The organism is Paenibacillus sp. MAHUQ-45 (assembly GCF_058133325.1).
Genome location: NZ_JBYUPV010000001.1, coordinates 291,388 through 317,563, shown reverse-complemented (window position 1 = coordinate 317,563; position 26,176 = coordinate 291,388). Strand labels below are relative to the sequence as shown.

At 50.3% G+C, this 26,176-nt stretch carries 21 protein-coding genes; 6 read left to right on the top strand and 15 right to left on the bottom strand.

Going from position 1 to position 26,176, the window contains the following annotated elements:
• Positions 1 to 29: 29 nt before the first annotated feature.
• The 7 genes from tgt to AC3Y23_RS01345 form a co-directional block, all read right to left on the bottom strand.
• A complete protein-coding gene (tgt, locus tag AC3Y23_RS01375) occupies positions 30 to 1,169 on the bottom strand; it encodes a tRNA guanosine(34) transglycosylase Tgt (RefSeq protein WP_379195740.1) in 1,140 nt (379 codons plus the stop codon).
• Between the two features lie 23 nt (positions 1,170 to 1,192).
• Positions 1,193 to 2,221, bottom strand: a complete 1,029-nt coding sequence (gene queA, locus AC3Y23_RS01370) for a tRNA preQ1(34) S-adenosylmethionine ribosyltransferase-isomerase QueA (RefSeq protein WP_379194850.1) — start codon at positions 2,219 to 2,221, stop codon at positions 1,193 to 1,195.
• A 9-nt stretch (positions 2,222 to 2,230) separates the two neighbouring features.
• Positions 2,231 to 4,336, bottom strand: coding sequence for a SpoIID/LytB domain-containing protein (locus tag AC3Y23_RS01365; RefSeq protein ID WP_379194848.1), 2,106 nt, complete (start codon positions 4,334 to 4,336; stop codon positions 2,231 to 2,233).
• 32 nt (positions 4,337 to 4,368) lie between these two features.
• The gene (gene ruvB / locus AC3Y23_RS01360; RefSeq protein ID WP_379194846.1) at positions 4,369 to 5,376 is read right to left on the bottom strand and encodes a Holliday junction branch migration DNA helicase RuvB; all 1,008 of its coding nucleotides are present in this window, start codon (positions 5,374 to 5,376) and stop codon (positions 4,369 to 4,371) included.
• Between the two features lie 44 nt (positions 5,377 to 5,420).
• Positions 5,421 to 6,038, bottom strand: coding sequence for a Holliday junction branch migration protein RuvA (ruvA, locus tag AC3Y23_RS01355; protein WP_379194844.1), 618 nt, complete (start codon positions 6,036 to 6,038; stop codon positions 5,421 to 5,423).
• Positions 6,035 to 6,538 (bottom strand): crossover junction endodeoxyribonuclease RuvC, encoded by a 504-nt coding sequence (gene ruvC, locus AC3Y23_RS01350; RefSeq protein WP_379195738.1) that lies wholly within the window; start codon positions 6,536 to 6,538, stop codon positions 6,035 to 6,037. Before ruvC ends, ruvA begins: the two co-directional genes overlap by 4 nt.
• Positions 6,539 to 6,939: 401 nt before the next feature.
• On the bottom strand, positions 6,940 to 7,689 hold the full coding sequence (locus tag AC3Y23_RS01345; RefSeq protein ID WP_379194842.1) for a BofC C-terminal domain-containing protein: 750 nt from the start codon (positions 7,687 to 7,689) through the stop codon (positions 6,940 to 6,942).
• A gap of 182 nt (positions 7,690 to 7,871) precedes the next feature.
• Here AC3Y23_RS01345 and fabV point away from each other — a divergent pair, with 182 nt between their 5' ends.
• Complete coding sequence (gene fabV, locus AC3Y23_RS01340; protein WP_379194840.1) at positions 7,872 to 9,062, top strand: enoyl-ACP reductase FabV; 1,191 nt, start codon at positions 7,872 to 7,874, stop codon at positions 9,060 to 9,062.
• A gap of 97 nt (positions 9,063 to 9,159) precedes the next feature.
• Here the strand turns inward: fabV and AC3Y23_RS01335 are convergent, their stop codons facing one another.
• A complete protein-coding gene (locus tag AC3Y23_RS01335; protein WP_379194838.1) occupies positions 9,160 to 9,561 on the bottom strand; it encodes an Rrf2 family transcriptional regulator in 402 nt (133 codons plus the stop codon).
• Between the two features lie 204 nt (positions 9,562 to 9,765).
• Here AC3Y23_RS01335 and AC3Y23_RS01330 point away from each other — a divergent pair, with 204 nt between their 5' ends.
• Entirely contained in the window at positions 9,766 to 10,485 is a 720-nt protein-coding gene (locus AC3Y23_RS01330; protein WP_379194836.1) for a YebC/PmpR family DNA-binding transcriptional regulator, read from the top strand.
• A gap of 102 nt (positions 10,486 to 10,587) precedes the next feature.
• Here AC3Y23_RS01330 and uxaC read toward each other — a convergent pair whose 3' ends face one another.
• The 7 genes from uxaC to AC3Y23_RS01295 form a co-directional block, all read right to left on the bottom strand.
• Positions 10,588 to 12,009 carry a glucuronate isomerase gene (gene uxaC / locus AC3Y23_RS01325; RefSeq protein ID WP_379194834.1) on the bottom strand — a complete coding sequence of 474 codons (1,422 nt, stop codon included), beginning with the start codon at positions 12,007 to 12,009 and terminating at the stop codon, positions 10,588 to 10,590.
• A gap of 14 nt (positions 12,010 to 12,023) precedes the next feature.
• On the bottom strand, positions 12,024 to 13,076 hold the full coding sequence (locus tag AC3Y23_RS01320; RefSeq protein WP_379194832.1) for a mannonate dehydratase: 1,053 nt from the start codon (positions 13,074 to 13,076) through the stop codon (positions 12,024 to 12,026).
• A gap of 97 nt (positions 13,077 to 13,173) precedes the next feature.
• Positions 13,174 to 13,887 (bottom strand): GntR family transcriptional regulator, encoded by a 714-nt coding sequence (locus tag AC3Y23_RS01315; RefSeq protein ID WP_379194829.1) that lies wholly within the window; start codon positions 13,885 to 13,887, stop codon positions 13,174 to 13,176.
• Between the two features lie 218 nt (positions 13,888 to 14,105).
• Complete coding sequence (locus AC3Y23_RS01310; RefSeq protein ID WP_379194827.1) at positions 14,106 to 15,428, bottom strand: family 43 glycosylhydrolase; 1,323 nt, start codon at positions 15,426 to 15,428, stop codon at positions 14,106 to 14,108.
• Positions 15,429 to 15,528: 100 nt separating this feature from the next.
• Entirely contained in the window at positions 15,529 to 17,217 is a 1,689-nt protein-coding gene (locus tag AC3Y23_RS01305) for a carbohydrate-binding protein (RefSeq protein ID WP_379194825.1), read from the bottom strand.
• Between the two features lie 257 nt (positions 17,218 to 17,474).
• Positions 17,475 to 18,317, bottom strand: coding sequence for an NAD-dependent epimerase/dehydratase family protein (locus AC3Y23_RS01300; protein ID WP_379194823.1), 843 nt, complete (start codon positions 18,315 to 18,317; stop codon positions 17,475 to 17,477).
• A 94-nt stretch (positions 18,318 to 18,411) separates the two neighbouring features.
• Positions 18,412 to 19,635, bottom strand: coding sequence for an enolase C-terminal domain-like protein (locus AC3Y23_RS01295; RefSeq protein ID WP_379194821.1), 1,224 nt, complete (start codon positions 19,633 to 19,635; stop codon positions 18,412 to 18,414).
• Between the two features lie 215 nt (positions 19,636 to 19,850).
• Here AC3Y23_RS01295 and AC3Y23_RS01290 point away from each other — a divergent pair, with 215 nt between their 5' ends.
• The 4 genes from AC3Y23_RS01290 (at position 19,851) to AC3Y23_RS01275 (ending at position 26,094) form a co-directional block, all read left to right on the top strand.
• Complete coding sequence (locus AC3Y23_RS01290) at positions 19,851 to 21,326, top strand: protein adenylyltransferase SelO (RefSeq protein WP_379194819.1); 1,476 nt, start codon at positions 19,851 to 19,853, stop codon at positions 21,324 to 21,326.
• Positions 21,327 to 22,026: 700 nt separating this feature from the next.
• A complete protein-coding gene (locus AC3Y23_RS01285) occupies positions 22,027 to 22,443 on the top strand; it encodes an HIT family protein (protein WP_379194817.1) in 417 nt (138 codons plus the stop codon).
• Positions 22,444 to 22,457: 14 nt separating this feature from the next.
• Positions 22,458 to 23,339, top strand: a complete 882-nt coding sequence (locus AC3Y23_RS01280; protein WP_379194815.1) for a helix-turn-helix domain-containing protein — start codon at positions 22,458 to 22,460, stop codon at positions 23,337 to 23,339.
• A gap of 109 nt (positions 23,340 to 23,448) precedes the next feature.
• Positions 23,449 to 26,094 (top strand): glycoside hydrolase family 3 protein, encoded by a 2,646-nt coding sequence (locus tag AC3Y23_RS01275; protein ID WP_379194813.1) that lies wholly within the window; start codon positions 23,449 to 23,451, stop codon positions 26,092 to 26,094.
• Positions 26,095 to 26,176 lie beyond the last annotated feature (82 nt).

Genomic DNA, 26,176 nt, shown 5'->3' with positions numbered 1-26,176 from the left:
AAATGACTGGCAAACGCACAATTCCGTTTCTAGAAGCCTTTAAGATTATTGTTTAAGCCGTATTGTGCAAAAAACTCATCGCGAAAATCAAGCAGCCGATCTTCTCTGATGGCTTCACGCACTTTACGCATCAGTTCCAACAGGAAGTGCAAGTTATGGTATGTCGTTAACCGCAATCCGAACGTTTCGTCAGCCTTAATCAAATGGCGCAAATACGCGCGGGAATAATTCTGGCAGGTGTAACAGTTACACTCGGGATCCAGCGGCCCAAAATCACGGGCATACTGAGCGTTGCGTACAACGAGTCTTCCTTGGCTGGTCATTGTAGTTCCGTTACGGGCAATACGGGTTGGCAGAACACAGTCGAACATGTCCACACCCCGGATTGCACCTTCCAGCAGCGCATCCGGCGAACCCACGCCCATCAAATAACGGGGCTTCCCTTGCGGCAGCAGCGGAACTGTGTAATCCAACACTTCATACATTAGCTGCTTGGACTCTCCGACGCTGAGCCCCCCAATAGCATACCCCGGGAAATCCATGGAAGTCAAATCAGCGGCGCTCTGACGGCGCAAATCTTCATACATGCCTCCCTGGACGATGGCGAACAGTCCCTGGTCCTGAGGACGGGCGTGACTCTTGAGGCAGCGCTCTGCCCAGCGGGTAGTCCGCTCGAGCGATTTTTTAACATAATCATATTCCGCCGGGAATGGTGGGCATTCATCAAATGCCATCATAATATCCGAACCAAGCGCATTCTGAATTTCCATAGCCACCTCAGGCGAGAGGAATTTCTTGTCTCCATTCAAATGGGAACGGAACTGCACGCCTTCCTCGGTGATTTTGCGCATGTCGCTTAACGAGAAGACCTGAAACCCGCCGCTGTCAGTCAGAATCGGACGGTCCCAGTTCATGAACTTGTGCAGACCTCCAGCTTCACGAATGATATCGTGGCCCGGACGCAAGAACAAATGATAAGTGTTACTCAGAATGATCTGTGCATCCATCTGCTTCAGTTCTTCCGGGCTCATAGTCTTGACTGTGGCCTGTGTTCCTACGGGCATAAATGTTGGTGTCTCAATGACACCGTGAGGCGTGTGGACTCTTCCGAGTCTTGCGCCGGATTGCTTACACGTTTTGATGTGCTCATACGTAATTGCTGCCATTATTCAACCCATCCTCTTACTCTTACTTAGTAAATAAACATTGCGTCGCCGAAGCTGAAAAACCGGTACTTCTCTGCAATCGCCTCTTCATAGGCGGCCAGAATATGCTCACGACCCGCCAATGCGCTAACAAGCATCACCAGTGTTGATTTGGGAAGGTGAAAGTTCGTGATCAGTGCATTAACGACATTGAATTGATAACCTGGATAAATGAAAATATCTGTCCATCCGCTGCATGCCACGAGCGGTCCCCCCTGACACTGCCGCCCGACTGTTTCCAGTGTACGGCAAGAGGTCGTACCTACAGCTATAATTCGTCCCCCGCGCTCCCGAGCAGCATTCAGCGTATCTGCTGTCTCCTGCGACATGACGAAATACTCGGCATGCATGACATGCTCCTCAACCTTCTCTACAGACATCGGACGGAACGTGCCCAGACCAACATGCAGCGTAATGTAGGCAATGGATACGCCTTTGGCCGCTATCTGCTCCAGTAAGCTGGTGGTAAAATGCAGCCCTGCCGTTGGCGCAGCCGCTGAACCTTCATGCTTGGCATACACCGTCTGATACCGCTCGCGGTCATCCAGTGTCTCCTTGATATACGGTGGAAGCGGCATCATTCCCAGTCTGTCGAGAATCTCCTGGAAGATCCCTGTATAAATGAAGCGAAGTGTCCGTCCGCCCATATCAGACTCGTCTTCCACTACAGCTCGCAGTTCATCGCTGAATACGATAACTGCACCACTCTTCAGCTTCTTGCCGGGCTTCACCAGTGCTTCCCAGCGATCCTCCCCGAGGTTCTTTAGAAGAAGCACTTCTGCCTTCGCCCCAGTCTCTTCCTTGACACCGAACAGTCGAGCCGGGATGACTCTCGTGTCATTCAGGACCAGTGTATCTCCCGGCTGCAAATACTGTATCATATCGCTAAAATGCCGGTGGTCTGTCTCACCTGTCTCCTTGTTGACCAGCAACAGCCGCGAGGCAGTACGGTCAAGCAGCGGAGTCTGGGCAATCAGCTCTTCAGGCAAATTAAAATCATAATCTTCTACATTCATTGTGCGTCTTCATTCCTTAACTATAGTAACGTTACGATAATAGTGTTGCAATATTTGCTTGTAATCATACCCGCTGTCGGCCATCCCCTTCACACCCCACTGGGACATGCCTAGACCGTGGCCATAGCCTTGGCCGATGAACAGGAAGCCAGACCCACCAGTAACTACTCTAGCTTTGGCATCGCCGCCCATAACCACCGTACCGCTGGCGGAAGACGTTACTTTGCCATTTGCGGAGAGAACACCAGCATTGCTGCCACTACCGATGGTAGAGACTGAGCCGTCAGCGCCTAGTACAGTATAACTGCCGGTTGGCACAATATCAAACAATGTGCTAGGCAGACCATTGAATGCCGAACGGAACAGATCCGGATATTTCACCTTCAGAATCTCGCCATTAGCCTTCACCTCAGTTGCTCTTCCCGAAGGGCCGCGCTGGGTAACCTGAAGGCTGAAGATTGACGAAGGAAGGCTATTGCTTGTCTTGCCTTGCAGACTCTTCAACAAATCAGCCGAAGAATAAGGACCCTTCACCCAAGAATAGCTGCCGGATTCATATACCTTGTCCAGCACCACAGCATTGTCTCCTGGGTTCAGCTTGCCCACCGGATTGGCATCACTTTGGATGATCGGCTGGGGACGAATGTTTACGTCCTTCGTGGTTGCTGTAGCCAAATCAAGTCCGGCTGCCGTTTTGCTCCCCGTTAATTTGATATTATCTTCCCGGGCATATCCAGCGGTTCCATTAGGCAGCAGAACATAATACCACTGTTTGGAAGCCACGGATGCAACGTCTTCCTTGCTCGGCACACTGGCAAATACGTCACTGGCGTTTCCCCACACCTCTGAAGGATCAGCCGTTACACCGCCGCTGTTGGAGGAGAACACGGCTTCTATCACCTGTCCACCGCTCTTCAACACCTCACCAGCTGTAGCGTCCACGGCCTTGGTGATGGCTGGCGCCTCAGCTCCGATTCCGTTGTATACCTGACTCAGTGTGGTGTCCACCACATTCGCCACGTCAAATTTGTTGCCTTGGGCCAGAGCATAACTGCGGGCAGCGACAGCCTGCGCCTTCAGAGCCTCTTCCGGCCAGCTTGCAGAGACTTCTCCGCCAACAACAGCATACAAATATTGCTCCAGCGACACTTCATTAATCACCGCGAGTGATCCGTTCAATCCACTAAGCTCCAGATTACCTCGATACACACGTTTAGAGCGCTCTACAAGCTGGATACCAGCATCATTGCCAGCAGCAAGGAATTTGGCTCCGCTACCGTATACAATATAGTGGGGAACTTGTCCCGCATTAGTAAGATCCAGGCCCGCATCACTGCGCACGATCAAGCCAGCTGTTGAGACTGCACCGTTGGACAGCGTAATCTGCGGCAGCGCCACATTCACCGCAGCAGCCAACGTGGCCAGATTCGCATCGTTTGCAGCTTCTCCAACCCAGACCTCGACCCGCGAACTGCCGTCTTGAGCTGAAGACAACACCGGCCAGGCATCGAATCCCGCTGCTGCCAAGCTGACAATTACTGCATCGGCCTCGTCCTGGGTCGCAAAGGAACCTGCCGACAAATGCTTGGTGCCTGTCACTGCCGGTGTCTGTCCCGGCGGAATGGCGAGTCCTGCTTTGGTTACTCTGGACAATCCATCCTTCGCTGCATTTTCACTGGCATATACTCCGGTGTAAAGCTGATACAGACTAGACCCATTTCTCGTCACCACAAACAGCTGAGGCTTGTCTGAAGTAGATTGCAGCTTCTTGGCAGCATCGGCTGCCGCCTGCCAGGACGGAGTTTCCAGCACCTTCACCCGAAAGCCATCCAGGCTAACACGAATACTGCTCTTGGCTGGAACCGTCGCAAGCGGCGCCCCGCCTCCTTGTGGGGTCACAAGATTAAAACTTTGGTCCGACTGTAGCGTTGCCGCCGCCACCGTAGATTTATATTTACTGCCGATATCGGCATACAGTGCTACACGAATCGTTGCACCGGGTGCAGCCTCACTGCTCCCGGCAGGGATCAGGAAGCTTCCCGCTGCTAGCGCTGACACCAGCAATCCCCGGCCCAGCACCTTCAGCGCTGAGAATTTCCTTCTTCCATGCTTCATTCAGCATCCTCCTTCGTACAGGGAATTAAGACTCATGATTGCTCCGGAGGGAGCGGAATGCCCAAATGATGATAGGCAGCCGGCGTGACAATCCTACCGCGTGGCGTCCGTTGCAGGAAGCCGATCTGCAGCAGGTAAGGCTCGTATACATCCTCTATGGTCTGGCTCTCTTCTCCAATAGTAGCGGCAATGGTATCGAGTCCTACAGGACCGCCGCGGAAACTCGTAATCATGGAGTGAATCATCTTATGGTCAATGCTGTCCAGTCCACGCGGGTCAACCTGAAGCATACGAAGCGCTTCAGCCGCAATGTCGGGTGTAATAATTCCATCGCCGCGCACCTGGGCAAAATCGCGGACGCGCTTCAGCAGACGGTTGGCGATACGCGGGGTTCCGCGTGCCCGCAGTGCCACTTCCTCAGCAGCCTCTCCTTGAATTTCAATGCCTAGCAGATCGGCATTGCGGGAGACGATAAAGCTCAGCTCATCGATGGAATAGAATTCGAGCCGGCTAACAACGCCGAAGCGGTCGCGTAGCGGCGCAGATAATAGTCCTGCTCGCGTTGTCGCACCGATCAGCGTGAATGGGGGCAGGTCCAGGCGCACGGAACGCGCACTCGGCCCTTTGCCGATCATAATATCCAGCGCAAAGTCCTCCATGGCCGGATACATGACCTCCTCCACCGTGCGATGCAGGCGATGGATCTCATCAATGAACAGCACATCGCCCTCCTGCAGGTTGGTCAGCAGCGCGGCCAGATCCCCCGGCCGCTCAATTGCTGGTCCCGAGGTTGTCCGCAAGTTCACACCCAACTCGTTAGCAATTATATTCGCTAGCGTCGTCTTGCCAAGACCCGGCGGGCCATAAAGCAGCACATGGTCCAGCGCCTCATTTCTCATCTTAGCTGCCTCAATATAAATCTTCAGGTTCTCCTTAACCTGACCTTGTCCGATATATTCACCCAGATAACGAGGGCGCAGGCTCAGCTCTACAGCCTGTTCTTCCATCATCAGATTGGCAGATATGATCCGGTCGTCCATACTCTATCACTTCCAGTTCTTTAAAAGATGCCCGCAGGCAGGCTTTATTTCGCCAAGTACAGCAGCTTCAGCGCTTTTTTCATCAATACATCAACACTCCCCGTGTCAGCTCCCTCTTTCTTCAGGGCTAGCCATACACGGTCCAACTCGCTCTCGGTATAGCCAAGCGCCTTCAAGCCGTCTCTAGCCTCATCCCACGGCAAGGCATCGCTGCCTTCTTCCTGCGGAACCGCAAAGAGGCCTGTCTGCATGGAAGCCATACTAAGTCCATCCAGCTTGTCCTTCAGATCAAGGATCATGCGCTGGGCCGTCTTCTTGCCAATCCCCGGCAGCTTCGTCAGGAACGTAATATTCTCCTGATAGATGGCCGAGATCAGCTGATCCGGGGTCCCACCTGTCAGGATGCCAAGTGCTACCCGCGGCCCGATGCCGGACACTTCAATCAGCTTGCGGAACAACCGCTGCTCTTCACGGGTCGAGAAACCGAACAGCAGGGTAGCATCCTCACGAGTCACATAATGAATAAAGATCGTTACAGGACCCTCGGTCTTGGCAAAAGCATAGGGATTCGGACAGAATACGCGATACCCTACCCCCTGCACATCCAGCACTACATATTCCGATTCCAGATATACAACAGGACCTCTTAAGAAATCTATCATTTTCGCAATACCTCATTTAATTTGGAATTTAGGCTATAGGAGTGCGCATGACAAACGGCAACAGCCAGCGCATCCGCCACATCGTCAGGCTTCGGAATCGCGGACAGCTTCAGAAACATCTTCACCATCTCCTGTACCTGGCGCTTCTCCGCCTTACCGTATCCGACGATGGCCTGTTTGACCTGCATAGGTGTATATTCGGCAATGGGAAGCCCGCGCTGGATGGCCGCCAGGACCATAACACCGCGTGCTTGCGCAACCGGCAGTGCAGTGGTTACGTTGCGGGCGAAAAACAGCTTCTCCAGTGCCACCGCATCTGGTTTGTATTTGTCCATAAGCTGGACAATGCCCTCATAAACATGCAGCAGCCGCTCCTCTTCCGGAGTATGGGCCTCCGTCTGGATACAGCCATATTGCACAGGCGTCAGCTTATGACCTTCCTTGTCCACAAAGCCGAAGCCGACAATCGCCAGCCCCGGGTCAATTCCTAATATCCGCACACTTCTCTCTCCTCTATGGTCAATAAGAAGCCAGGCTCCGTCCCTCGGCTCCACTACTAAAGCGAACATATGTATTCCTTCTAACCATTATAGCAAAAATAGACTCCCCGGTGAGGAGAAAGTTTCCTTGTTGCCAGAAAAGGGGTCTTTTGGCCCTATACAAGGGAGGGGTTGCCGCGAAAAAAAGATAAAAATAAGGCTCAACAGCGTAATCAGCACCTGACCCGCTTGTTCGTGTAAAGGCTACGGGATCATGAGTTCTTCAACTGTGCTCCTGCATATCGTCAAGCACTGATTTTGTGGAAAAAACGAAAATAAACAGCAAAAAAGACCTGCGGGTATCCCACAGGCCTTAATCCTGTACTTCCTATTAACAACCTCGCCAGAACAGAAGCTGCGGCTTATTCCTTGTTCTGCATGACCTGCTCGGAATTATCCCGCGCGTAGTCACTGAAGGTGGAAAGCACACTGTTGTACTCTTCAATGTCCTGCACCCGGATGCCATCCTGCAGCTGCCTCCAGATGTCCTCCGGCAAAGATGATTTCATGGAGCCCATATCTATTTGAAAAAAAGTCTTCAGCACTTCATCCTGCCCTGGCGGGCCCTTGAACAGTGTCAAGTTCCCATGCTCATCTACGCCAAAGTAGGCTTCCTTCTTAACGGCTGGAGACAGGTCATCAATTCTCTTTTCCAGCCAAAGATCTCCGGCAGCACTGATTTTTGCCTCCCAGGAAGGATGCTTGGCGATCAATTCCTTCAATTGGGCCGGGTTCATCTGTCCGGGTAGATTCTGAATCTCTTCACCGGATACATAGCTAACCTTCAAATGAACCGCTCTGCTGAGTCCACTCTGCTGTATCGTCTGGAGAATTAGCTCGCGCTTTGAGCTGTAGCCGCCCTCTTCATCGCCCTCTCCTCCCCGAAAAACTGCCGTTACCGGCTCATCCCCGGAACGTTCCCCGTTCTCAACCGTGCCGCGCAGGCGATCCAACGAATCCGCTACAGAAGCAGATGGTTCCTCAAGCAGCTCAGTAATTTCGCCGGGAAGCTGCATTCCGCGCCACGCCAATATCGTTATAGCGACACAGGCCGCCCCCACCCACAAGGCCTTTTTCCAACGTCTCCATCTACGCCAAAGCTGTTTTTTCAAGCGAGAAGCATTCACGTTAATCCCTTCATTCTGGTTTTTTCCTATTGTGACCTGTGAAGGAAGCCTTTATGCATGAGTGGGGATGCTTTGCTGTGCAAATGCTTTGAATTACTAAATATTGTTTGCTATACTCTTACTGATTGATTGCAGGTTTAAATTTATTTACAAAGGGGAATTCCTTGATGATTATCCAACCAAAAACACGCGGTTTTATATGCACAACAGCCCATCCTGAAGGATGCGCCAAGCAAATAGAGAAGCAAATTAAATATGTACAGTCCCAGAAGAAAATCTCCGGCCCAGCCAACGTGCTTGTAATCGGTGCTTCGACCGGTTATGGTCTGGCTTCGCGAATTGCCGCAGCTTTTGGTGCAGGCGCCAATACGATCGGCGTCTTCTTCGACAGACCGGCAGAAGGCTCTCGTACAGCTTCCGCTGGCTGGTACAATTCAGCAGCTTTTGAAGAGCAGGCTAACGGGCTTGGATTGAAATCCTTCAGCATTGTCGGCGATGCCTTCTCCGATGGTATCAAGGAAAAAACCATCGAGCTGATCAAAAACGAATTTAAGAGCGTAGACCTTGTAATTTACAGCGTGGCTTCCCCGCGCCGCACGCATCCGGTAACCGGAGAGACCTTCTCCTCGGTAATTAAGCCGATCGGCGAAGCATATAGCAACAAGACTATGAACTTCCATACCGGAGAAGTATCCGATACAACCATCGAGCCGGCTACAGAGGAAGAAGTTCGTCAGACGATTGCTGTTATGGGCGGCGAGGACTGGAGCATGTGGATTGATGAGCTGTCCAAAGCCGGCGTTCTGGCGGATGGAGCCACTACCGTTGCCTACTCCTACATCGGACCAGAAGTTACTCACGCGATTTACCGCGAGGGAACTATTGGTAAAGCCAAAAACGATCTGGAGCAGACAGCAATCAAGCTGAACGAACAGCTCGGAGCTAAAGGCGGTCGTGCCTTCGTATCCGTGAATAAGGCGCTTGTTACGCAATCCAGCTCGGCTATTCCTGTTGTTCCACTTTACATTTCCGCACTGTATAAAGTAATGAAGGAAAAAGGAATTCACGAGAACTGCATCGAGCAGATCTATCGCCTGTTCTCCGACCGCTTGTATGGTGAAGGCCCGGCAACTGCCGATGGCAGCACGCTGATCCGCATTGATGATTGGGAAATGCGTGATGATGTGCAGAAGGAAGTTATGGACCGTTGGAGCAAGCTGGAAACCGCCAATGTCTCTGAGCTTGCCGATCTTGAAGGCTACCGTGAGGATTTCTTTAACCTGTTCGGTTTCCAGACCGAAGGCGTAGATTATGACGCTGAGTCAGATCCTGCTGTAGAGCTTCCAAATTCTTATTAATCCGCTAAAAAATAAAGAGTCCGGCCTGGATAACCAGGCTGGACTCTTTTTGATGAGGAGATCTAAAGCAACGCACCGTTTTCTCGGCACTTGCTTTTTATAGAACGACAGTTATTTTCTCTGCCAACGTGGACAGCTTTTGATTCTGCAAATGCTCCTCCATCTTGTGCTCCCCCTCCACCATCACCTGCTGGATCAGGCATTCCGAGGAATGATCGAGGCTGCATTCAAACAAGGAGGCCGTGCCTTCAATAGCATGAATCACATCAAGGAACGAAATATCTTCCTTCTTGCGCTTGAGGCGATAACCTCCGTTCGCTCCGGAAGCGGATTCAATAAGACCGCCCTTGACCAGCTTGGTCAAGATTTTGGACAGATACGTAGGGGACACGCCTTGTCTTTCTGCAAGCTGCTGAACTCCCAAGGGTTTATCTGTGCCGGCCGCCATCATAAACAGCATCGTATGCAGCGCGTAATTGGTAGCTTTTGAGTATTTCATGTAACACCTCAATTACAGACTTTATTCATCTATAATAACGTTGAATCTCTAAGGGGTCAACATGCCGCACTCTTCGCCAGGTTCGGTTCTCGTGCAATGAATTTTTTTGCTTCTAAAGGGTTCAGAATATTTGATCATGCCCCCCTGAAAGAGATATAATAAAGAATAGTGATGCACATTCAATGTTGAAAGAGAGCGAAAACTATGGGACGTAAGTGGAATAATATTAAAGAGAAAAAAGCATCTAAGGATGCCAATACAAGTCGTATATATGCTAGATTTGGCCGCGAGATTTATGTAGTAGCCAAACAAGGCGAGCCGGACCCGGAATCCAATCAGGCCCTGAAATTCGTCCTTGAGCGTGCCAAGACCTATAATGTTCCCAAAGCCATAATTGACCGTGCCATTGAAAAAGCCAAAGGTGGCTCCGACGAGAACTATGACGAGCTTCGCTATGAGGGCTTTGGCCCGAACGGCTCGATGGTCATTGTCGATGCACTGACCAATAACGTGAATCGCACCGCTTCCGAAGTGCGGGCAGCGTTCAGCAAGAACGGTGGCAACCTTGGGGTAGCCGGTTCCGTAAACTATATGTTCGATGAGACAGCGGTTATCGGCTTGACCGGTAAAACCGCCGAGGAAGTTTTGGAGTTGCTGATGGAAGCAGATGTCGATGCGCGTGATATTCTCGAAGAAGACGACGCTGTGATCGTATACGCTGCACCTGATCAATTCCATGCTGTGCAGACAGCGCTGAAGGATGCAGGCGTTACTGAATTTACGGTGGCTGAAATCACCATGCTGGCCCAGAACTACGTAGAGATTCCGGCAGAGTCAGAAGCGCAGTTCAACAAAATGATCGACGCGCTGGAAGACCTCGATGATGTTCAGCAAGTGTATCATAACGTGGATTCTGAGGAATAGAATCACACTGCACATTAGAACAGGCTAAGAAACCGCTGAACGGCGGTTCCTTAGCCTGTTTTTTTATACATATGCTGGTACACAATGCTTGATAGTCATTATCTATTTCTTCAAGGCATGCCCTTCCAATCCAAAATAGGCATTGGCATTGTTGTAGCAAATATCCTCTACGATACGGCCTAGGAACGGGAAATCATTAGGTACTTCACCGTTCTCTACCCAGCCCCCCAGGATATTGCAGAGGATGCGGCGGAAGTATTCATGACGGGTATAAGATAGAAAAGAGCGGGAGTCTGTCAACATACCAATAAAGCAGCTAAGCTGTCCCAGATTGGACAAGGCGGTAAGCTGTTTGGTCATACCATCCTTCTGGTCGTTGTACCACCAGCCGGAACCAAACTGGATTTTGCCACGGACGCCGCTCTGTTGGAAAGAGCCGATCATCGCGGCCAGTACATCATTATGGACCGGGTTGAGGTTGTACAGAATGGTTTTCGGCAATTCATTACTTTGTTCCAATCCATCCAGCAATCTGTAGAGATTGTCAGCATAATTATTGTCGCCGATCGTATCAAACCCGGTGTCAGGCCCTAACTGGCGGAACATCCGGGTATTGGGATTACGAATCGCGCCAATGTGCAGCTGCATCGCCCAGCCGAACTGTGCATACTTCCTCCCCATCGCCAAAAACAGCGACGTAGCATATTGGTCAGACTCCAGATTGCTCAGAGACTCACCTTGCAGACGTTTGGAGACAATTGACTCCAGCTCCTCGGCTGAAGCCTCTGCATACGGCAAGTGAGTAAAGCCATGATCGGAGATCATGCAGCCCAACCGGTCGAAATATTCTATGCGCTCCAGTAAGGCTTTTTCAATTAATGCATAAGACCGAAGAGGATACCCTACTGTCTGTTCCAGCACCCCCACATAATCCAGGAAGCCAGAGGAACCAATTTGCAGGGCTTTATCCGGCCGGAACGTAGGCGTGACAGCGGTTTTGAAATCCTTCTGCTCCGCAATCTGCCGGTGATAGCGCAAATCATCCGCCGGGTCATCCGTGGTGCAGATCCATTTTACATTGGAACGAGTAATCAGCTCTTGAGTGGTGAAGTCCGGTTGAGATATGACCTCATTGCACTTTCTGTAGATCTCCTCCCAATTATCCGCAGTCAACAAATCGTCCACGCCAAAGTAAGTTTTCAGCTCCAGGGCCGACCAGTGAAACAACGGGTTTCCGATGGTATAGGGCAGCACCTCGCTCCATTTGGCGAATTTCTCTGCAGGAGAAGCATCCCCGGTGATATATTTTTCATCGATACCATAAGTTCTTAAAGCGCGCCATTTATAGTGATCCCCGCCCAGCCAAATGTCCGTAATACTGTCAAAACGCGCATTCTCTGCAATCGCCTTGGGGTCCAGATGGCAGTGATAATCGATGATGGGCAGATCCTTCGCATACTCATGGTACAGTCTTCGGGCCGCCTCCGATTGCAGCAGAAAATCCTCATGAATGAAAGTTGTCATCGTCTGCTCTCCTTTCAGGAATGTAACGACTTCTTGACCGCTTCGGCCAAGCCGTTGATATAGACGGCGCCCAGCGCCCGGTCATATAATCCGTACCCTGCTCTTCCCGTCTCTCCCCAGATCATACGTCCATGATCCGAGCGGAACGGCCCGTCAAAACCATACTCGACATAGGCTTTAACAATCTCGTAGAAATCGAGTGATCCCCATTCGGACAGATGCCCGGACTCCTGGAAGGACTTCTCACCCGTGATCTTGATATTCCGCAGATGAGCAAAATGCACCCGGTTCTTAACCCCGCCGTAATACTTAACCATATCGACAAAATCATTGTTCGGATCACAGCCTAAGGAGCCAGAGCATAAAGTCAGCCCGTGATACGGGGAATCATATAGATTCAGGAACCGTTCAAGATTAGCTTTGTTCGTAATAATGCGCGGCAGACCGAAGATGGACCATGGTGGATCGTCCGGGTGAATCGCCATTTTAACCTGACTTTCTACGGCAACCGGTAGAATCCCTTCAATAAAGTAGCCGAGATGCTCCCACAGCTTCTCTTCATCTATCCCTTCATATTGATCCAGGACCTTGCCAAGTCCCCCTTCTCCGTAAGAGGTATCCCAGCCCGGCAATGCCAGCTCACCCAGCTTCGGGTCCATTCTCCGGATGATTTCTTCCTCATAGATCAGAGTGGTGGAGCCATCCGGCAACTCAAAGGACAGATCCGAACGTGTCCAGTCGAACACCGGCATAAAGTTATAGCAGATCACAGGAATACCCGCCCGGCCGAGATTGCGGATTGTCTCCTTGTAATTCTCAATGTAGACGTCACGCGTAGGCAGCCCCAGCTTGATGTCCTCATGTACGGGAACGCTTTCAATAACCGATATCTTCAGACCTACCGACTCGACTCTTTCCTTCAGAGCTGTAATTTTCTCCATCGGCCACACTTCTCCTACCGGTACATCATAGATTGCGGTGACAATGCTTTTCATCCCCGGAATCTGCGCAATGTACTCAAGCTTGACCGGGTCCTCTTCCCCATACCAGCGGAACGACATTTCCATTTCGATTGGCCTCCCTATTCACGAATCCGAATACTTGTATACTAGCATACAAGGTGGGGTGGAGCAATATGATAAATGCCCTCCAGCTAAAAATAGTTCAAGATACATGAACCCCTGAACCCACATCAAAAAAATGTGCACAACGGCTGTCACCCCGGTACAATTCCTTCCACTGTTTCATTGGTTCCAGGATATGCTGTTTGACGGCACGCTCAATCTGCTCGGTCTGGCCCTGTTCGATAAGCCCGATCATATGGCGATGCTGCGCTACCGCCTCCGTGAAGCTATGCTCCATTTCAGAGAGCAGTCTAATGCGATTGTAGTGAGTGCTCAGACGGGTGATGGACTTCCACACATTTTCCAAATGATTGCCCCGATAGATGATCTGATGAAATTCCGTATCCAGTTGATGAAAATCAAGCTCCTTGCCCTTCTTGTCGATCAGCAGCTCCTGCAGCCCGACATTCTTCTTAAGCTCCAGCAGTGCCTCAGCCGGGAACGACTGACAAGAGCGGAGCAGGACCTCTTTTTCCAGCGTAAAACGCATAAAAGCAGCTTCTTCAATCAGATGGCCCTTGATTTTGGACACATAGGTGCCAACCTGCGGAACCACATCAATCAGATGCTCCTCCTTCAGCTTCGCCAGCACTTCCCTGATCGGCGTACGGGAAATTTGCAGCGCATCGGCAAGATCAATCTCGCTGATAACCTGCCCCGGGGCCAGGGTGAGCGACATCATATTTTCACGAATAACTCTATAAGAATAATCTTTATTGTTCTCACCGATTAATTTTGGGGATAGCTTCATCATCAGCACGACACTCCTTCATCTACACCAACCTGTACGGATCAGTACTCAATAGCCTCTTAAGCCGATCTGGCTAAAAGACTCAGTACATCATTATAGCAAATCTGCGCAGATTCTAGCCAACTGTTCTCATAGCAACTCACGTTTATACGCAAAAACACCCCGCAGGAGAAACCTCCTGTGGGGCTGTGTAGCAAACATTGAAACCACTAGACTCAATCTTACAGAGGGCTCACCGTGATGCGTTCAAGGCTGATTGCGCCATGTCCACCCAAGATACGAAGTGTGTTAACCTCTCCCGGCTGCAAATGAACGGTGATATTCGTAACTCCGCCGAACTCCTGCAGTCCACCCGTAGACAACGCATTCAGCAAGGAATAGTCCTTGTCATTGACTATCAGCTGCAATTTAGACAGACGTTCACCGGTAGCATAATGAAGCTCGATGGATGATCTGCCACCCTCACCACCATCTACATTTTCAAACAGGACATAAGAACCTTCCTGCTCCAGATGGGTCACCACACTCTGACCCGATTCCAGCTTGCTGATTTCCGCACCACCGAAGACCTTACTCTCCGCGGCCAGATAGGACTTCTGCTGAGCATTGTGTGCTGGGGCCGGACCGACGGACGATACACCTTCCAGAGTCTGCACAACGGTCTTGATGGAACCATCTTCGCCAAACTCCAAATAGTCGATGCACACGCTGCGCAGATTACCGTGCCCGGAAATCGCCTGATTATGATAGAACAGATACCATTGCCCTTTGAATTCCACCACCGAACCATGAGTTGTAGAGCAGCCTGTCGGCTTCAGGAAAATCCCCCTGTACGTCCACGGTCCAAGCGGGTTCTCGCTGGTTGCGTATCTCATTTGATTGTTACCTTCGAGATTATCCGCATAGGTCAGGTAGTAGAGGCCGTTTCTTTTAAAGACCCACGCCGCTTCATGAAAATCCTCTAATCCTTCCATTTCCGTCATCCCGTTCTTCAGGGATACCATATCCTCATTGAGCTCCCCGCCCAGACAAACACTGCCACCTCCGTAATACATGTAGGCGCGGTTGTCATCGTCCACGATTACACACGGGTCAATCAAAGCAAAGCCACCAAGACCTGGAACATACCCCTGATCGACAAATCCACTTGCCGGCTTGTCGCTGGTAGCAACTCCGATCTTCCACGAATCGTTCCAGTTCGAATCGCTCGGGTGCGGATAGTAGAAGTAATAGGTTCCGTTCTTGTATGCGCAGTCGGGAGCCCACATGAATCCACCCTCCGGTCGACCCCAGGACACATCGTCCGAGCTGAGGATTTCACCTTCATCCACCCAGTGAACCATATCCTCCGAAGAGAATACATGATATCTGTCCATGAGATCACAGCCTCTGGCCGGGTCCATATCATGGGATGCGTAAATATAGATTTTGCCATCATTCCATACATGGGCCGACGGGTCTGCTGTATAGATGGATGTAATCGTCGGGTTCAGGGATGTTGTCTTTTGTCGCTTAGTTTGTAAGCCTTGATTGCCAGTAGTCATAATAAGTCCTCCTGAAGATATGCTTTTTGCATAAAATATTGGTTTCTTACTAAGGCCTTCGTCATGTAAATCTACCATCCATGAAAGCCTTGTTATTCACTTACTGATGGCTCGTAGGATGATTAGCCGTTAATGGAATCTGTCCTTTGAGCAAACGATTAATGTCCCCGCTCAGCCTGAGATAGAAATCCGAGGATACCGCCACACCATCGGCATCCAGCGTCAGGAAGTATTGATTGGTCGGAATCATCGAGCTATTCTCTGCGGCTTTTGCAATGGCAGTGCCCTCATCATATTCGTCGAACATGGCAACATAGCCAGTGCTAATGCCCAAGCTCTTAATGTTGTAAGCTTGCTTCCACATGTAATCTCCATGTGCACGTGGAATTTGATTCTTCTGCTGTCCGGTCATATTAGACCAAGCGAATCCTGGCGACATCACCGGCTGATAGTCGATGCCATTCTGCTGGGTAAAGGTCAGGTCCGGCTGAAGCTGATTATTCTTGAAATTATCTACTCCATCCATACCGAAGCGTCCCACAGACCACGGCGAGATCATATCCAGCGATTTGTACACGTTCAAGAAGTCGGATCTGGAGTCATTGTTTCCGGTTCTCCAATAAGTAGGAACGCCGCCGATGACGTAAATTCCCTGGTTCTTGAACCAGCTGATCAGATTAGCCGCCTCTGTCGCAGTACCCGGGCGGTCGGTGAAGCCGATACCCCAGATACAAACAACTGTTTTACCATTCTGCTTGGCATAGGCGGAGGAAGAAGGCAGATGCATGTTGTTGACGATATTAGTCGTCCAGTCATGCTTAACCGCATTCACCCAATTGCTAGCATTCATGCCGGTAATGTCATACATGACGTAGAATTTGCGATTGTAGAACTCTGCTGCGTTCTTCACCTTTACAGCTACACTGTCACGGTTGGTCTTCCAGTTGTTAGGCGTATCGCTCTCATCTGCACCGAACCGCTGCAATGCCGCGCCATCGATATTGTAGCTCTGCATCCATTCAAAATGCTTGTTGACCGTCTCCTGATCATAGGAGGAGAACAGCTTGGCCGGCGTACCGTTGCCGAGATTAGCCAGACCGGTCTGATACAGCTTGGAATATTCCCGGAGATCCGGGTACAGCTCGAAATTCACATTTCCGCTGGCCGACGGGGCACTGCTGTTCTTAGACCAGTGTACCCAGCTGCCATTTGGCGAGCCGTCACCAGTGGCATTGAACCAGCCTTGATATCCCGCATACAGCTTGCCTACCACATCTCCACCACCACCGGTGGAAGCTGCATTGAACTTGAACCAGAGCAGATTGAATAAGTTCCCGCTGCCTCCGGTGAATTTAAGATAGAGCGTATGCACGCCGCTGGCACCGCTGATCGCACCAGACTTGGTTACCCAAGACTGCCAGCCACCGGTACCGGGTACAGCAACAGTTCCCACGAGTGTTCCGTTAAGGCTGTCCAGACGGACCTCAATATTTCCACCACTGTTGTTGCTGGCGACTCTAACATCTATTGAATTGGCACCGCTTCCAAAATCAACATTGTTGAAGACGATATAATCCCCATTGTCGATAAAGGCAACATTCTGCCCGCCTTCAGTGGAGTTCTCAAGTTGGATTCCGGATTGGCTGTTGTAACCGGATGCAGCCGTTTGATTAAACGCCGAAGCAGCCGAGGCGACGGAAGGAGCAAAGGAAATACACACCGTAAGAATCAATAAAGCCGCGCTTGCAAAAGCCAATAACCTCTTGTTTTTTTGCACAAAATTTAGCATAAGATCCTCCTGTTCTTTGGGTTTCCTGCTAATTACTGTCCAAATAAGGCCTGAGACAAGCTTTTAACCAAAACGGACTTACATTCGAGATTATCCTTTCGGGCATTATTTCCCTTCACTGCACCTCCTTTTCAGCACATCCAAATTTCCTTACAAAAATAGGGGATTTATCAGTTACAGCATACCCTTTCTCACTATTAGACTCTATGTGACGATCATAAACAAAACAGGGAATTCCAAAAGAAACTGGACGAGTGCTACTCTGGCTTCTCATCTCTCCAGGAATGCTTGGGACGCCAATCAAGCACCTTCTGTGCCAGACTGTTACTAACAACAGCTTCTCTATTCTGAAAAGGGACCCGCAGATCATTCACCTCAGGATAAAAGGTCTCCAGCAGCTTTTGCGTCTTCCAGTCACTTAACGTATCGTTGCCAGTAATGTTCAAGTGTATGGCTCCTGGATAATCTGTATGAAGGGCTGCCAGACTAGCATCCACCGCATCCCTGATATCGATATAGCTCCACAAAATCTGCTTGAAGGTCTCAGGCTTGGACGTAGCCAAATGCCGGTACTCACCCGGAGCGACAATCATCGAGTACCGCAGCGAAATGATCTGCATACCGGTTCTCCGGTGAAACATCTCAGCGGTCAGCTCGTTGACAACCTTAGAGAGGCCATAACACTCCTGCGGCTGCTGAGGGTGTTCCTCATCCACCGGAAAATAATCTGGAGAAAACGGCTGGGACGCCCAAGCAAATCCATACGACGATTCACTGGAGCCCATGACCACTTTCTGAATCCCCAATAAGGAGGCAGCTTCCAGCACATGATATCCGGCAACCGTATTATTGGCGAAAATATTAGCATGGGGAAAATGAATCGGTGCAGGAATTGCGGCCAAATGGATGATAGCATCCACTCCGGCAAGTGCTCCTACTACCTGTCCAAAATCATTGAGATCCACCTTAATTTGCCTGCAGCGAATCCGGTCTGACAAGTGATTGTCTAGCGATACTACTTCGTAGTCTTGCTGCTGCAGCATACTGATGACCTGTGATCCAAGTTTGCCGCCTCCGCCTGTAACCGCAATGGTTTTCATTTCTTCTAACCCTCCTTTTACCGTTTTTGAATATGTGAGGTCATGCACTGTACTGTGCTGTACTGTGCTGTGCTGTATAATTTGCTGAACTTGGCTATGGGCGCACCAATGTTCCGTCAGCCTTGCGGTCCAATGGATACGGACGGTGATATCGGCTCACGTTCCATGAATCGCCCAGCAGCCCCTTCGCTTTCACTTCATCCAGATCAATGCCCAGTCCCGGTTTGTCAGATGGGTACAGATATCCGCCTTCTCTGATGATGTGTCCCGGGAAAGCCTCCAGTTCATGATCCTTGAAATGGTTAACCTCTTGAATACCAAAGTTCCAAAGTGCCATATCCAGATGAACTGCAGCCGCCTGATTAACAGGATCATTCTCCCCGCCTTCCTGCCAGGCCGTGCGGACACCGTAGGCCTCGCCAAGTGTAGCAATCTTGCGGCAGGCACTGATTCCACCAGCCTTGGATACTCGCACCCGGATAAAATCAATTAACTTTTCCTGAATCAGTCCGGTCCATTCCTGCGGGTTCACGAACAACTCGCCGACCGCCTGTGGCGTGGCGCTCTGTTGACGGAGTTCGCGATACCAGCCGATCTGCTCCGGTGCAAGGACATCTTCAAGGAAGAACAATCCGTATGGCTCCAGTCGCTTCGACAACTGAATGGCATGAATCGGGGACAAGTGCTCATGCACATCATGCGTGAATTGAATCCCTGTACCGAATTCTACGCGCAGCTTCTCGAACATGTCCGGGATGGTATTCAGATACGTATGTTCATCGAATACAGGACCGCTGCTCCAAGGCTCGCGTGGCAGCTTCGCTTCCTTACCGCTGACAAATCCCCCGCCACCGTAGCCTCCCATTTGTACCCGAATCACCGTATAACCTTCTTCTATAAAACGGTGGACATCCTCCTTAAGACCGTTGATATCCGCGCCTCCGGCATGTCCGTAACAGGGAACCGCCGACCGGCAAGCCCCGCCGAGCAGCTGATAGACCGGCAGATTTGCTTCCTTGCCCTTGATATCCCACAAGGCCATATCAATTCCGCCAATAGCGGTATTGAGGATTGCCCCGTTTCTCCAGTACCCACTCATATGCATCAGATGCCACAAATCCTCTATGTTGGAAGCCTCACGCCCAATAAGCAGCGGACCCAGCAGCTGCTCAATGGTCTGAACGACTGCCTCAGGATTATAGAGATCCGAGGCAGAACCAAGTCCATAGAGACCTTCCTGATCCGTGGATACCTTCACAATAGTCCAGCTTCCGTCGTGCCTGGTGCGGATGCATTCGATACGCGTTATTTTTGCCATCAGATCACCATCCCTCTTTTGTGTCGAGTCTATTTTAATGCAATCTTCTCCACATCCAAAGAAGGCATTATTAAACTTTCCACCCCATTTCTATCCTTCTACTGCAACCACCCTCCTGACTTTACCTGGGAATTTGTTATATGTTAAAATTCAAACTAAATAGATCAATCTTTAAGTAATTACCTAAACCAATACTCAGGGGAGAAGGCGCTATAATGGCAGAGAAAAAAGCAGTACAAGTAACAGGATGGAATTTCGATAACAGCTATGCCGCTCTTCCGGAAATGCTTTTTACCAGACAGCATCCAGCCCCTGTACGAGCGCCGAAATTAGCCATTGTGAACCATGCGCTGGCCTCGTCCTTAGGCTTGAATTCCGAATATTTGGAGAGCAGTGACGGACTGGCGGAGCTCGCCGGTAATGAGGTACCTGAAGGCTCCTCACCACTGGCACAAGCGTATGCCGGACATCAATTTGGGCATTTCAACATGCTGGGCGATGGACGGGCACTCCTTCTTGGGGAACAAATTACCCCTTCCGGCGAACGGTTTGATATTCAGCTTAAAGGCTCAGGCAAAACCCCCTACTCCCGCGCAGGAGACGGGCGAGCCGCGCTCGGACCAATGCTGCGTGAATATATCATCAGCGAAGCCATGTATGGACTTGGTATTCCAACGACACGAAGTCTGGCGGTTGTAGCGACCGGTCAGTCGATCACCCGTGAATCCGAGCTGCCAGGTGCTGTTTTAACCCGGATTGCCGCCAGTTATCTGCGCGTAGGTACCTTTCAATATGTTGCAAAATGGGGCTCGCTCGAAGATCTCCGTACATTGGCTGACTATACATTGCACAGACATTACCCTGAAGCCGAAAAGGAAGAGAACCGCTATCTTGCTCTGCTTCAGGCGGTAATTCAACGACAAGCTTCATTAATTGCGCAATGGCAGCTTGTTGGCTTTATCCACGGAGTTATGAACACAGACAACATCGCTCTTAGCGGTGAAACGATTGACTATGGCCCTTGCGCCTTCTTGGATGCCTATGATCTAGGCACCGTATTCAGCTCTATTGACACCGGTGGCCGCTATGCTTTTGGTAACCAACCCAATATTGGCGCATGGGATCTGGCCAGATTTGCTGAAACGCTGCTGCCACTTCTGCATGATGATGCGGAACAAGCGGTTAAGCTCGGGGAAGAAGCGATCTCCCGATTTGCTGTACTATTTGATAAGCATTGGCTTTCAGGTATGAGAGCTAAACTTGGCATTTTTAATGAAGAGTCTCAGGATGAAGCGCTGTTCGAAGATTTGCTCGGGATGATGCAGAAGCAGGGTGCGGACTACACCAACACCTTCTTGGCATTGACTAACGACAAGTTAGAAGATACCGCCTTATCTGGCACAACGGAGTTTGCGGAATGGGTAGAGCGGTGGAAAGCAAGAAAAAGCAGACAATCGGAATCAGACGCCGCTTCCCAGGAGCTGATGCGAAAGAGTAATCCGGCAGTCATTCCCCGCAATCACAGAGTCGAAGAAGCCTTGGAAGCTGCTGTGACGCATGGTGACTATTCCGTCATGACTCAGCTTCTTGAGACACTATCTGACCCTTATGCTCATACGCCTGAGCAAGCCAAGTATTGCACGCCCGCTGCTCCATCAGATCTGCCTTACCGAACATACTGCGGGACGTGATTTTACTGTTTGGGAAAATATAGAACAAATCCAGAAGGCCGCCTTTCCTTTCTTAAGGAAACGGCCTTTTTTGTCTATTGAAGCTGGGCGCTTGTTTGAAAACACTCAAATTCCAATGCATACGTTTAGCTGTAGAGATATACTAACTATTATGAAGTGAAAATAAAATTCAAGCGTAAGACGAGCGTTGTCCTGGGGCAGATGCTGTTCTGGGGTAGGCGCTGTTCTGGGGTAGGCGCTGTTCTGGAGCAAGTGCTTTCTCGGGCAGGTACTGTTCTGATGCTGGGAGGGCTTTAGTACGCCAATCCCATCCTCCCCTCTACCAATCTTCTTAGAAAAAGGGTTCCCTTCACCAACTAAGGGCATTTTTGCACCTTATATATCCTGAAAAGAGGATAAAAAGGAAAATAAGAGCATTATTGTGCCTTATTTCTGGTAAAAACACGCTCAAGAGGCTATTTGGGAAGATTTAAGGTACAATATTGCCCTTAATTCCCACCAGCCCTTAAATTTAGAGTATTTAAGGTACAAAAATGCCCTTAATTTCCTTTCAGGAAACAATATTAACCAAACATCACCACAATGACGATCAAGCCCTATATTTGGATCTTAAGTTTGGATCTTAAGAAGTTCGGATCTTATGTTCGTCTTATATACTACAAAACTTGCTCTCTAATTTTAGGATGGAGTGATGCTTTAGATGGAATGCTTGGGATGTAGAATTGCTAATAATATTGAACCAAACTTAAACATTATCTATGAGAACGAACTTATCACTTGTGTGCTCGATATTGCCCCATTTAATGAAGGTCATACCCTGATCCTTCCCAAAAAGCATTTTTTGGATGTCGAAGAACTGGAATCAGAGGCCGCCTATGCCATCATGGATGCTTCGAAAAAACTTTCAGCAGTCTTAAAGGAATTGTATCAACCTGATGGCATCAGCATTTGTCAAAATGGCGGAAAATTTAACGACCTTACTCATTACCATATGCACCTGATCCCCAGATACGAAGGTGATGGTTTTTCCTGGAGCGAACCCCTGTATCCACACGATGCTGATAAACGATTAAGCCAAACGAAAGAAAAGATTCAACGGGCATTAAATGAGGAGTGAAGGAGGCCGTTCACTTGGCTCAACCATCCATAAGGGCATGGCATGAGAAGATCCGCCACAAAACAAGCCAGCCCCTCAATATCATTATCAGCTCGCTGGAGGAAGGCTATCCGGCTCATTGGCACAAAGAGCTTGAGATTGTATACATCCTTGGGGAAGGCATGCAGATCGGCATCGGCGGAGAGATCTACACACTGCGGACAAGAGACATTCTACTTATTAATTCCTGCGAGGTGCATCAAAATTTCGCCAATCCGAACGGTTGCGCGAAGATCATTCTTCAACTGGATAAGCTGCCGTTTGGAGTTTGGGGCGACCTTATTTTTAACCAAAAAATACTCCTGCCCCATCTCCGCCCTGCTATCACCGATGATCAGAACAATTCCTGGCAGGTAACGCTGCACGGAGAGCTCGAAAGATTGATCCTCGACATTCACCGTGAATGGGAAGGAAAAAGTGACGGTTTCGAACTGATCATCACTGCCCGAATGCATGATCTAATGGCACTGCTTCTCCGCCTGGTTCCCCGTGAGGTCTACAGCAAAGAGGCACTAGCCAAGCGCAAAATCCGACTGGAGCAGCTCGACCGGCTGGAAGGCGTACTGAACCATATCGAGAATCATCCCGGAAGTGAAATGACGCTCAAGCAAGCAGCGGATATTTCCGGCTACAGTATCTATCATTTCACCCGGTTATTTAAAGAAGCTACCGGCGTCACCTTTGTTGATTATATAAACATCTTTCGAGCGAACTATGCCGGACAGCTGCTGCTGGGAAGTGACATGAGTATTACCGAGGCGGCTTACAGAGCAGGATTCAACAGCATCGAGACCTTTAACCGTGTCTTTAAAAAAGTGAATGGATGCACACCCACCTTATATCGCAGCAAAATATGACAAGTCATCATCAATCCCTGACAGGTAAAGTCAGGGACTTTTTTTTATAATTCAAAGAAACAAGACTCAGTCGCAATGCACTTCAGATTGTACAAGGAGGTATTTTACAATGAGCATATCCACAGAACATTCAAATGCACCTTACCGAAACCCGGAGCTTCCGGTAGAGAAGCGGGTGGAAGATCTACTACAGCGTATGACGCTGAAGGAAAAGGTCCGCCAGTTGGACCAATACTTCGGGGCTTCCTTTATGACCGCAACACATCCACAGATGCATACCGTCATGGCCGATGATTCCGAAATACTCTGGGAGAAGATCAAAGAGTTGATTGGTGAAGAAGGCATCGGCTGTCTGCATGACCTTTACGGCACTACCAAGGTCAATAATGCGATCCAAAAATATGCCGTGGAGCAGACCCGGCTCGGTATCCCGATCCTGTTCAGCGAGGAAGCACTGCATGGGCTGCTGCGCCCAGGATGTACCGTGTATCCGCATGCCATCACCATGGCTTCCACGTGGAATCCCGAGCTTGTAAAACAGCTGGGGAGCGAGATTGCCGCCGAAACGCGCAGCCTCGGTATTCACGAGACCTTCGGCCCGGTGCTGGATCTCGCCCGCGAACCCCGCTGGGGGCGCGTTGAGGAAACCTATGGCGAAGACACTTATCTAGCCTCCCGGATGGCAGTCGCCATGATCAAGGGACTGCAGGGGGATGACCTGGCTTCCGGGCGGAACATTGTTGCTGAACCGAAGCATTTTGCCGTACATGGCATTCCTGAATCTGGGCTGAACCACTCCCCGGCCTCCATCGGAGCTAATGATATGCATACCTATCATATGCCTGTCTTTGAGGCTGCTTTTGTGGAGGGCGGTGCGATCAATGCTATGTGTTCCTACAATTCCATTGATGGCGTCCCCTGCTCGGCAGATTATAGTCTGCTTACAGAAATCCTGCGCGGAGCATGGAATATGCCTGGCTTCGTGAGATCAGACCTGGGAGCGATTGCCCGCCTCCAGCATGCCCATTACACAGCCGACACCGAGAAGGAAGCGATTCGCCAGGCGCTGGAAGCCGGAACCGACATGCAGTATTACGATTATCCGCATGACGTCTACCAGGAAGCGATAATGGAGCTAGTCACCAGCGGTGATGTTTCTTTGGACACCTTGGATACAGCGGCCGGGCGAGTGCTAAAAGTAAAGTTCATGCTCGGACTGTTCGAGAATCCTTATACGGATGAGGATCTGAGCAAGACTGTGATCCGCCAGACAGCGCATGCTCAAACATCGCTACAAACAGCTCGTGAAGGCATTTGTCTATTGAAAAATGATCAAAATCTGCTCCCGCTGGATAAAAATCTGGGCACCATAGCGGTTATTGGCCCAAGCGCGGATACAGCCAGATTGGGCGACTACACCCCTTATATCGAAGGGTTTGAGCCGGTAACCGTGCTGGATGGCATCAAAGCGGCTGTGGGTCCAAAGACTCGAGTGCTGTACGCTAAAGGCAGCAGCATTCTGGACGACGAATTGGAGCCTATTCCTCCTTTAAACTTCACCCACAGCTCCGGCACCCATGGATTGCTGGGCGAATATTTCAATAATCCGGATCTGGAAGGATCCCCTGTCCTGACCCGGACGGATAAGACGATTCATTTCAATTGGGCTATTTCCAAGCCGGATGAAATCGTCCGCAATCATGATTTCTCGGTACGCTGGAGCGGCAGCCTTATCCCTCAGCATGATCTTACAGGTTATATTGGTCTTTCCAGTCAGGACAGCATGCGGCTGTGGCTGGATGGTGAACTGCTCGTTGATGGTTGGGGTCAGGGACAGAGCGCTCGCCAAAACGTGCCGGTGTCACTGAAGGCTGGACAGGAATATGCGCTACGCGTTGAATATTGTAAAGATACGAATGGCGTCGAGGTGCTGCTGGGCTGGAATGATGCAGCAGAGTTCATTCAGGAGGCTGCTGCTACAGCTGCACAAGCAGATATCGCCATCGTCGCGCTCGGTGATTCCGAGCGCACCTGCGGGGAAGGCATCGACCGTCTCAGCCTGGATCTGCCGGGCACACAGCTTCAGCTTCTGAAGGCTGTGTATGAGACCGGCACACCGGTCATCCTCGTGCTTCAGAACGGCCGCCCGATAACCCTTAGCTGGGAATCGGAACATATTCCAGCTATCTTAGAGGCCTGGTACCCCGGTGAGAACGGCGGTCATGCTATTGCCGAAGTCTTGTTCGGCGATTACAATCCTGCGGGACGCCTGCCAATCTCGTTCCCGAAATTTCTCGGTCAAATTCCGGTATACTACAACCGCAGACGGGGTGGACAAAAGCATTATGTCGGCGGCGACAACCAGCCGCTATATCCTTTCGGCCACGGGCTAAGCTACACTACCTTTAAGTATGACAGCCTGCACTTCAGATCAGCTTCCATCCATCCCGATGAGGATCTTCGCGTGACTCTGAATGTGACCAACACTGGGACTCTCGCTGGAGATGAAGTCGTCCAGCTCTACATTTGTGATGTACACAGCTCTGTCGCCCGGCCCGAGAAGGAACTGAAGCGATTCCAGCGAATTCACTTGCAGCCAGGGGAGCAGCGCACACTATCCTTCACACTGGCCCCAAAAGACTTAAGCTTGCTGAACCGGAATCTTGAATGGATCGTTGAGCCCGGTACCTTCCGGGTGATGATCGGTCGCAGCTCTGCCGACATCGCAGTTTCAGGTGAAATTATCGTTGTCTAGCGTGTGACTGCCCCCAGTCATAGAAGCAGCGGCAGCCATGGACGATAAAATCCTGGGCTGCCGCTGTTATATTGAACTATCG

Coding starts and splice junctions, on each gene's coding strand:
- queA (WP_379194850.1), bottom strand. CDS start 2,221: ATGAATGTAGAAGATTATGATTTTAATTTGCCTGAAGAGCTGATTGCC.
- AC3Y23_RS01365 (WP_379194848.1), bottom strand. CDS start 4,336: ATGAAGCATGGAAGAAGGAAATTCTCAGCGCTGAAGGTGCTGGGCCGG.
- ruvB (WP_379194846.1), bottom strand. CDS start 5,376: ATGGACGACCGGATCATATCTGCCAATCTGATGATGGAAGAACAGGCT.
- ruvA (WP_379194844.1), bottom strand. CDS start 6,038: ATGATAGATTTCTTAAGAGGTCCTGTTGTATATCTGGAATCGGAATAT.
- fabV (WP_379194840.1), top strand. CDS start 7,872: ATGATTATCCAACCAAAAACACGCGGTTTTATATGCACAACAGCCCAT.
- AC3Y23_RS01335 (WP_379194838.1), bottom strand. CDS start 9,561: ATGAAATACTCAAAAGCTACCAATTACGCGCTGCATACGATGCTGTTT.
- AC3Y23_RS01330 (WP_379194836.1), top strand. CDS start 9,766: ATGGGACGTAAGTGGAATAATATTAAAGAGAAAAAAGCATCTAAGGAT.
- uxaC (WP_379194834.1), bottom strand. CDS start 12,009: ATGACAACTTTCATTCATGAGGATTTTCTGCTGCAATCGGAGGCGGCC.
- AC3Y23_RS01320 (WP_379194832.1), bottom strand. CDS start 13,076: ATGGAAATGTCGTTCCGCTGGTATGGGGAAGAGGACCCGGTCAAGCTT.
- AC3Y23_RS01315 (WP_379194829.1), bottom strand. CDS start 13,887: ATGATGAAGCTATCCCCAAAATTAATCGGTGAGAACAATAAAGATTAT.
- AC3Y23_RS01310 (WP_379194827.1), bottom strand. CDS start 15,428: ATGACTACTGGCAATCAAGGCTTACAAACTAAGCGACAAAAGACAACA.
- AC3Y23_RS01305 (WP_379194825.1), bottom strand. CDS start 17,217: ATGCTAAATTTTGTGCAAAAAAACAAGAGGTTATTGGCTTTTGCAAGC.
- AC3Y23_RS01300 (WP_379194823.1), bottom strand. CDS start 18,317: ATGAAAACCATTGCGGTTACAGGCGGAGGCGGCAAACTTGGATCACAG.
- AC3Y23_RS01295 (WP_379194821.1), bottom strand. CDS start 19,635: ATGGCAAAAATAACGCGTATCGAATGCATCCGCACCAGGCACGACGGA.
- AC3Y23_RS01290 (WP_379194819.1), top strand. CDS start 19,851: ATGGCAGAGAAAAAAGCAGTACAAGTAACAGGATGGAATTTCGATAAC.
- AC3Y23_RS01285 (WP_379194817.1), top strand. CDS start 22,027: ATGGAATGCTTGGGATGTAGAATTGCTAATAATATTGAACCAAACTTA.
- AC3Y23_RS01275 (WP_379194813.1), top strand. CDS start 23,449: ATGAGCATATCCACAGAACATTCAAATGCACCTTACCGAAACCCGGAG.